Annotated in this window: 8 protein-coding genes; 5 read left to right on the top strand and 3 right to left on the bottom strand. The window is 62.3% G+C overall.

Annotated features, from left to right (window positions below; translation table 11 throughout):
• Both AC2FNB_RS13470 and AC2FNB_RS13475 read left to right on the top strand, forming a co-directional pair.
• Positions 1–2262, top strand: coding sequence for a GNAT family N-acetyltransferase (locus AC2FNB_RS13470; protein ID WP_496747133.1), 2262 nt, complete (start codon positions 1–3; stop codon positions 2260–2262).
• A 2-nt stretch (positions 2263–2264) separates the two neighbouring features.
• Complete coding sequence (locus tag AC2FNB_RS13475) at positions 2265–2633, top strand: SET domain-containing protein-lysine N-methyltransferase (protein WP_480749026.1); 369 nt, start codon at positions 2265–2267, stop codon at positions 2631–2633.
• Between the two features lie 62 nt (positions 2634–2695).
• On the opposite strand, the gene AC2FNB_RS13480 is transcribed toward AC2FNB_RS13475, so the two are convergent.
• Entirely contained in the window at positions 2696–3541 is an 846-nt protein-coding gene (locus tag AC2FNB_RS13480; protein ID WP_480749027.1) for a LysR family transcriptional regulator, read from the bottom strand.
• 270 nt (positions 3542–3811) lie between these two features.
• Here AC2FNB_RS13480 and AC2FNB_RS13485 point away from each other — a divergent pair, with 270 nt between their 5' ends.
• From AC2FNB_RS13485 to mgtE, 3 genes are all read left to right on the top strand, one after another.
• Positions 3812–4060, top strand: coding sequence for an EF-hand domain-containing protein (locus tag AC2FNB_RS13485; RefSeq protein ID WP_480749028.1), 249 nt, complete (start codon positions 3812–3814; stop codon positions 4058–4060).
• Between the two features lie 26 nt (positions 4061–4086).
• Positions 4087–4452, top strand: a complete 366-nt coding sequence (locus tag AC2FNB_RS13490; protein ID WP_480749029.1) for an SPW repeat protein — start codon at positions 4087–4089, stop codon at positions 4450–4452.
• Positions 4453–4526: 74 nt separating this feature from the next.
• Complete coding sequence (mgtE, locus tag AC2FNB_RS13495) at positions 4527–5900, top strand: magnesium transporter (protein WP_496747136.1); 1374 nt, start codon at positions 4527–4529, stop codon at positions 5898–5900.
• A gap of 33 nt (positions 5901–5933) precedes the next feature.
• Here the strand turns inward: mgtE and AC2FNB_RS13500 are convergent, their stop codons facing one another.
• Together AC2FNB_RS13500 and AC2FNB_RS13505 are read right to left on the bottom strand one after the other, a co-directional pair.
• The gene (locus AC2FNB_RS13500) at positions 5934–6566 is read right to left on the bottom strand and encodes an exopolysaccharide biosynthesis protein (RefSeq protein WP_496747137.1); all 633 of its coding nucleotides are present in this window, start codon (positions 6564–6566) and stop codon (positions 5934–5936) included.
• 89 nt (positions 6567–6655) lie between these two features.
• Entirely contained in the window at positions 6656–6937 is a 282-nt protein-coding gene (locus AC2FNB_RS13505) for a hypothetical protein (protein WP_496747139.1), read from the bottom strand.
• Between the last annotated feature and the right edge of the window lie 157 nt (positions 6938–7094).

Genomic DNA, 7094 nt, shown 5'->3' on the forward strand with positions numbered 1-7094 from the left:
ATGTTCCGGATCAGAAAGGTTCCCGACGCACGGGCCCCCAGCAACCGGACCGCCGTCACCGAGGCGCAGGCAATCCTGCGCGCGCAGTTCCCGGGCATGGCGCCCGGCGACATCGACGCATTGCCCGACCGGCTCGAAGATCCCTATACCCACAGGTTCGTCGCGGAACTGCTTGTGGCCGAAGACGCCCGGTCACACGTTCGCGCCGCCGCCGTCATGCTCTATGATCCCGAGCTTGCTTTTGCCTTTCTCGACATGCTCGCCACGTCACCCGGGGCAAAACCCGGGCGCGGCGCGGGCGGCGCGCTGTACGAACGCGTGCGGCTCGAAGCAGCGGCGCTTGGTGCAAAGGGTCTCTATTTCGAATGCCTCCCGGATGACCCCGACCTCAGCCCCGATCCGGAAATCCGCGAACAGAACGCCGCGCGGCTGAAATTCTACGAACGCTTCGGCGCGCGCCCGATCACCGGCACAGGCTATGAAACCCCGCTTTCGCCAAACGACACCGACATGCCGCATCTGGTCTTTGACGGGCTTGGGCGTCACGATCTTCCGGACGCAACGCAACTGCAAGACATCGTGCGCGCGATCCTCGAACGGAAATACGGCAGCCTGTGCCCGCCCGAGTACATCGAACATGTGGTCACCTCGATCGAGGACGGTCGCTTTGCCCTCCGCCCCGCACACTATGGCAAGACCATCTCAGCCCGAACGCCGCCGGACCTGCGCCGATCCATTCCGCTGATCGTCAACGACCGCCACGACATCCACCATGTGCGCGAACGCGGCTATGTGGAAAGCCCGGTCCGCATTCAGACCATTCTCGACGATCTCGACGCAACGGGCCTGTTCGTGCGCCATGAAGCCCAGCACTTTCCCGACCGCTGGATACGGGGGGTGCACGACGCCGGGCTTGTCGCCTATCTCAAAAGCGCCTGCGCCGAGGCGCCGGAAAAAACCTCGGTCTATCCCTACGTCTTCCCGGTGCGCAACGCCACGCGCCCGCCAAAGGAACGTTCGGTACTTGCAGGATACTGGTGCATCGACACCTTCACGCCGATCAACCGCAACGCCTGGCCCGCCGCACGCCGCGCCGTAGACTGCGCGCTGACGGCGGCCGAGGCGGTTCTGTCCGGCTCGCCCGCGGCCTATGCGCTGGTGCGCCCGCCGGGCCACCATGCCGAGCGCAAGACATTTGGCGGCTTCTGCTATCTTTGCAACGGCGCCATCGTGGCCAATTTCCTGTCCCGCTACGGCAAGGTCGCCATCCTCGACATCGACTATCACCACGGCAACGGCCAGCAAGATATCTTCTATGACCATGCCGATGTCCTGACCGTGTCGATCCACGGCGATCCCAGCTTTGCCTATCCCTATTTCACCGGCTTTCGCGACGAAACCGGGCGCGGCCCGGGCGCGGGATACAATCTTAACATACCGCTGCCCGAAACCGTTTCACCCGCCGACTATCTTGCGGCGCTGGAACGCGCGCTGAACCGTATCGGGGCGTTTGCACCGGAATACCTTGTCCTTTCGCTCGGCTTCGACACCGGGCGCGGCGACCCCACCGGCACATGGTCGAACCGGCCCGAGGATTTCCGCCGCATCGGCGCGCGGATCGCCACCTCCGGATACCCCACCGTTCTGGTGCAGGAAGGCGGTTATCGCATCCGCACGCTGGGCGCCAATGCCCGCGCCTTTTTCGAAGGTTTCGCAAGCGGTCTGGAAACCGCGCGGCGCGCACCAAAGGTACCGCAACGGCCCATGTCAGAGGCCACGCGCCGACAGTGGCGCAGCGCCGTCCGGCCCGAAGACCCGGAAAAAATCCGCGCGCTGGTCGCCACGACCGAACGGTTCTCCGCCGAAGAGATTGCGATTGCCGAAGAACTTGCGCAGGAACGGATCGAACGCGGGCTGGCTTCCGGCTATCACTTCATTCTGGCGTCCAGGGGCGACCGTCTGGAAGGATACGCCTGTTACGGTCAGATCCCCGGATCGGACACAAGCTGGGATCTCTACTGGATCGCGGTGTCGCCTGAACTTCAGGGCCAGGGCCTGGGTGCCGAACTCCTGCACCGGGTCGAAGCCGCCATCTCGCATGCTGGCGGGCGGCGGGTCTATATCGACACCTCCTCCAGCCCGGCCTACGCGGCAACCCGCGCCTTCTATCTGCGGCAGAACTATCAGCTGGCCGCCGAACTGACCGACTTCTACCGCAAGGGGGACGGCAAGGCGATTTACACCAAGGCATTGGAGTCGTGACGATGTCAAAGCTGTCCATCCGGCCCGTGCCGGGAAAGGGGCTGGGCGTTTTCGCGGCGGCCCCGCTGATGGCTGGCGAGGTTCTGGAAAAAGCCCCGGCGCTGGAACTCGACGCGCATACCGTTGACACCATCGCCCAGACGTCGCTGGATGATTACCACTTCGCTCATCCCGGCGATGCCAAAGGCGGGCTTCTGGTGCTCGGCCTGTCCACTCTGGTCAACCACGCGGATAGTCCAAACACGCAAACGGCAGCCGCTTTCGAACGCCGCATCGGTTGGACTGTCACGCTGCGCGCCACACAGGCGATTCCTGCAGGCACCGAATTGACCCGCCGATATGCCTGCCCGGTCTGGTTCGATCCGATCTGACAGCGCATCAATCCGTCAGGCCCAAGCGCCCGCGAAATGGATTGGTGCACTCTGCGTCACCTTTAGATTTGCGACTTCGCAAAACTCTGAAGCAGACGCGCCGCCTCGGCGGGAATGCCGTCGGTTTCGCTGGTGAGCGCGTAAGAGGCATAGCCGAACCGGGGCATGTCCTCTACCAGCCGCAACCACCCCTGCGCAATTTCCGGGGCCACCACGTGATGCGGGAAATACCCAGATGCCGGCACTGTCTTGAGGTATTCCAGCCCAAGCGTCCCGATGCCCAGTTGCAAGGCGGGCTTTGACAGGTGGGGAAAGTTCAACAGGTGATCGGCGCGGAATTCCGGCCCCCAGTCGATCAGCACGTACCCATCGCCCAACGGGTCCGCTGTTGGATCGGGATTGCTGCTGACCAGAACGAACTCGTCCTCGAAAAGCTGAATGGCGTTCAGTTCGGCGTTGTTTCGTGGTCGATAGGTCACGGCAAGATCCAGGCTGCCATCCTCGATCTGCCGCGCAAGTGTCTCGGACCGTTCCGAGATCGCGTTGATCGCAACGTTGGGAAACCGCTTCATCAACACCGGCAGCGCCCCGACCAGCAGCTTGTGCCAAAGGCTCGGAACCGCACCGATTTCCAGCGACATGTCGAACGCCTCGGGAAGCGAAGCGTCAAGCCGCGCCTGTGACCAGGTCCGAACCAGCGTCTGTGCATGCCTCTGAAACCGTCGCCCGGCAGGGGTCAGTGTCGCACCGGATTTGCCGCGGTCAAAGACCGGTCGGCCAAGCTGATCTTCCAATGATCGAATGCGCATGCTCACGGTCGATTGCGTCACATGAACCTTGTTGGCAGCATCAAAGAAACTGCCGGTCTCGACTACCGCCAGAAAGGTGCGCGCCAACTCGATATCCATTCCCTATCTATTTGCCTATCCGATAGATGCGTCAATATAAATTCGTTTTTCAAAGGGATGCGCAGCAGCCATATATGCACCGTAGCGGTTGGGGGCCGTCACATCTCCGGAACGCGATCCATACCTTCTGCCACTGGATCAACTTGGTTCCGCCGTGACGGTGTCGGGTGCTCATGCCGACAGGCTGACTCCCGCACCGAAACCCTCGCTACCGACTTGGACTTTACCGGGGATCGTCATCTTGGGGCGTCCCAGCACATGGAGAATACAATGGGCCGAGTTTCGATTGGCGCCTTGCTCGCGGCGCTGATGGCAACGTCAGGCTTCGCAATGCCAGCGGAAATTGACACCGATGGCGATGGCATGGCCTCTTTTGCGGAACTGCAAACGTTCTATCCCGATGTCACCGAAGAGCTGTTCGGAGAGATCGACCTGGATGAGGATGGATTCATCAACGACGAAGAATTCCTGGCGGCGATCGGTGCCGAAATCCTGCCCGATCCAAAAACCAACCTGTAACGCCGGATCGGTGGAGTGATCACCCCATGCGCCAAACAACTCATTTTCTTGGTCAGTTCCTGACGGCCGCAGGCATCTGGTTGCTGTTGTCCCCGTTCGTCCTGTTCAACGCGGCCAGCCTGTCTGCCGGGACATCCGATCAGGCCACGCTCGCGACGATGTCCATGGGCTTTCTTGCCCTTGTCGTCGCCGGTTTGAACACCCGATACCACCACTGGGTCCGCATCGGCCTTGGCATGGCCTTGGGCATCATAACCGTGATCGACCCATGGATCTTCGGCTTTGCGGACATGACCGTTGCAACGACCAATGCCGGCATTGCCGGGGTTGCCATCGTATCGGTTGCGATAGCCGAACTTTTGACGGCCCGCCACAGGCGAAGCTATGCCTGAATAATTGCGGGGCGGGCTGCCGCCCCGTATCCTGAGTTCGCGCCGATCTATCCAATAAACACAAAGTACCCGACATGGAAACGGACGAACTGGAAACTCCCGACCAAGCGCTTGGCCCCGACATTGGAGCTGCCGCAGCGAACGGCGATACCGATCTGGTGACTGATTTGCTGCGTCAGCGATCTCGCAGTGAGGGGCTGCGTGAATTGCTTTTGCTGCCAAGCGAAATCCGCCACAGCGTCCTCACGCTTGTTCCGGTCGAGCTTGCGGCCGAGCTCGTCGAGCAGGCACCGAACGAGCTGGCGGTCGATCTCGTCGAAAGCCTTGAACCCGAACGCGCGGCCGAAATTCTCGACGTTCTCGACAGCGATATTCAGGCCGATGTGATCGGCGAGCTCGATACCGAAGACGCCGAAGCGATCCTGTCCGAGCTGGACGAAGACGACGCCGCCGACATACGCCGCCTTGCGGAATACGAAGACGATACCGCCGGTGGCCTGATGATGGCCGAGGCCTTCTGCTTTCTCGAGGCCGACACGGTGGGCAAGGTCCTTCGCGATATCGTCGCCGCAGAAGACGAGTTCGAACGCTATCGCGGCCAGCACCCCTATGTCACCGATGCCAACGGCAAACTGACCGGCGTCGTGTCATTGCGCGGCCTGTTGACTGCCAAACGCAGCGCCACGCTGCAATCCATCATGATCCCGCCGATATCAGTTTCGGTCGAAACCCGGCTCGATGTTCTGGAAGACCTGTTCGACCTGCATTCCTTTCTCGGCCTGCCTGCGGTCGACGAAAACGGCACGCTGGTCGGCGTGGTGTCCCGCTCTGCCGTGGCAGAGGCGATGCTGGAACGCGCCGAGACCGAAAGCCTCAAACGTCAGGGCGTCGTCGGAGACGAGCTGCGCTCGATGCCCGTATGGCTCAGATCCCGGCGCAGGCTGGCATGGCTCTCGGCCAACATCGTGCTCAACATCATCGCGGCCAGCGTCATCGCCGCCTATGAATCGACTCTGGCAGCCGTCATCGCACTGGCGGTCTTTCTGCCGATGGTGTCCGACATGAGCGGCTGTTCCGGCAATCAGGCCGTCGCCGTCACCATGCGCGAGCTGAGCCTTGGCCTGATCAGGCCGATCGACGTTTTCCGGGTCTGGCTCAAGGAAATATCGGTGGGCGTCATCAACGGCATCGCCCTTGGCGTCCTCATCGGCATCGTTGCCTGGATCTGGAAGGGCGTCCCTGCGCTGGGGCTGGTCATAGGCCTGGCGCTGGCGCTGAACACGATGCTGGCCGTCTCGATCGGCGGTGTCGTGCCTTTGCTTCTCAAACGCATCGGGCAGGATCCGGCCGTTGCCAGCGGGCCGCTGCTGACCACGATAACCGATATGGCGGGGTTCTTCTTCGTTCTCAGCCTGGCAACGGTCATGATGCCCTGGCTGATCGGATGACCCATCCGGGAAATGCCGCATCAGGCACCAGCCTCACATGACAAGCCCCAGAACCGCCAGCGCACCAACCGAAACGATCCCCACCACAAAGGCGCTTGTAACCGCGCTCAACAGCAAACCGCACATGAACCAATAGCCGTCGCGTTCGCTCAGACCCAGCGCCAGCATGATGATCGACAGCGCGGGCAGCCCGTTGGCGAACGGAATGGGCAGGAACAGGAACACCGACAAAGCCAGCGTCGCAACCCCGATCACCCGTTCCGCAACAAGGTACGAGGTCGGCCACCACCGGGGTTTGGCAAGGCGTTCGATCCGTTCGACATAGGGAACCGATACCGCGACGATGCGGCCAAACGCGGCCCGCTCGATCGAACGGTCGGCCACGAATCGCGGCAGCCACACGTCAGGACGCCCGAGAACCAGCTGAAGTCCCAGAAACATCAGGGGCACGGCGGTAAAGACCGACGAACCAGGGATGAACAACAACACGTTCGGCGCCGCAAAGATGACCATCAGCGGCGCGAAACTCCGGTCGCGCAGGGCGCTTACGATATCCCCGACCGAAATGCGCGGCCCCTCGCCGGCATCGAGATCGCGCAGCACCTCCGACAAACGCCGACCGGGGCGGCGCACCAACAGCGCTTCGACCGTCTCAAGCCTGGGCATTCACTCTGCACCATATCCGGCACCGCCGTTCCCCCGCCGGGGCTTGCCCCATGGCCGGCGGAAAATCTGCGCACGGGTCAAAATCGGCCTCAGCCGTCCGCATCCTTCACGACAGCCACGGCCAGCCGGTCGATCGCGGTGATGACGGTCAGGCCGTCTTCACCGGCGGTGGCGTATTCGATCTGGATGCGGTCGCCCCGCCCAAGGTCCGCCGGGGTTTCGACCGTCTCAGGCAATTCCCAGACCGTCAGGTCCGTCATGACAAGAATTCGATCGACCCGGTCGAAACTCAGGATAAGTCCCTCGGTTTCGTCCGCCACGGCGGGGGCCGCCAGCGAACCGGCGACGACAACTGCAAGAAATGAGCGCATGTATTGCTTCCGTCAGAGGAGGAAGCCCTGGGCGCGCGTGTTCGCGCTTGCGGCAGCCGGGCGGAGCCTCGCACCCGACCCACCAGATATGGAGCGACGCCCGGCCATCACAAGAGGCCAGACGGCGCGGATCAGAGAATATTTAAACGTGTCGCGA

The organism is Ruegeria sp. BHSB058 (assembly GCF_059613285.1).

Excerpts from the sequence above, each read along its gene's own strand:
- AC2FNB_RS13470 (WP_496747133.1), top strand. The coding sequence starts at position 1 with ATGTTCCGGATCAGAAAGGTTCCCGACGCACGGGCCCCCAGCAACCGG.
- AC2FNB_RS13475 (WP_480749026.1), top strand. The coding sequence starts at position 2,265 with ATGTCAAAGCTGTCCATCCGGCCCGTGCCGGGAAAGGGGCTGGGCGTT.
- AC2FNB_RS13480 (WP_480749027.1), bottom strand. The coding sequence starts at position 3,541 with ATGGATATCGAGTTGGCGCGCACCTTTCTGGCGGTAGTCGAGACCGGC.
- AC2FNB_RS13485 (WP_480749028.1), top strand. The coding sequence starts at position 3,812 with ATGGGCCGAGTTTCGATTGGCGCCTTGCTCGCGGCGCTGATGGCAACG.
- AC2FNB_RS13490 (WP_480749029.1), top strand. The coding sequence starts at position 4,087 with ATGCGCCAAACAACTCATTTTCTTGGTCAGTTCCTGACGGCCGCAGGC.
- mgtE (WP_496747136.1), top strand. The coding sequence starts at position 4,527 with ATGGAAACGGACGAACTGGAAACTCCCGACCAAGCGCTTGGCCCCGAC.
- AC2FNB_RS13500 (WP_496747137.1), bottom strand. The coding sequence starts at position 6,566 with ATGCCCAGGCTTGAGACGGTCGAAGCGCTGTTGGTGCGCCGCCCCGGT.
- AC2FNB_RS13505 (WP_496747139.1), bottom strand. The coding sequence starts at position 6,937 with ATGCGCTCATTTCTTGCAGTTGTCGTCGCCGGTTCGCTGGCGGCCCCC.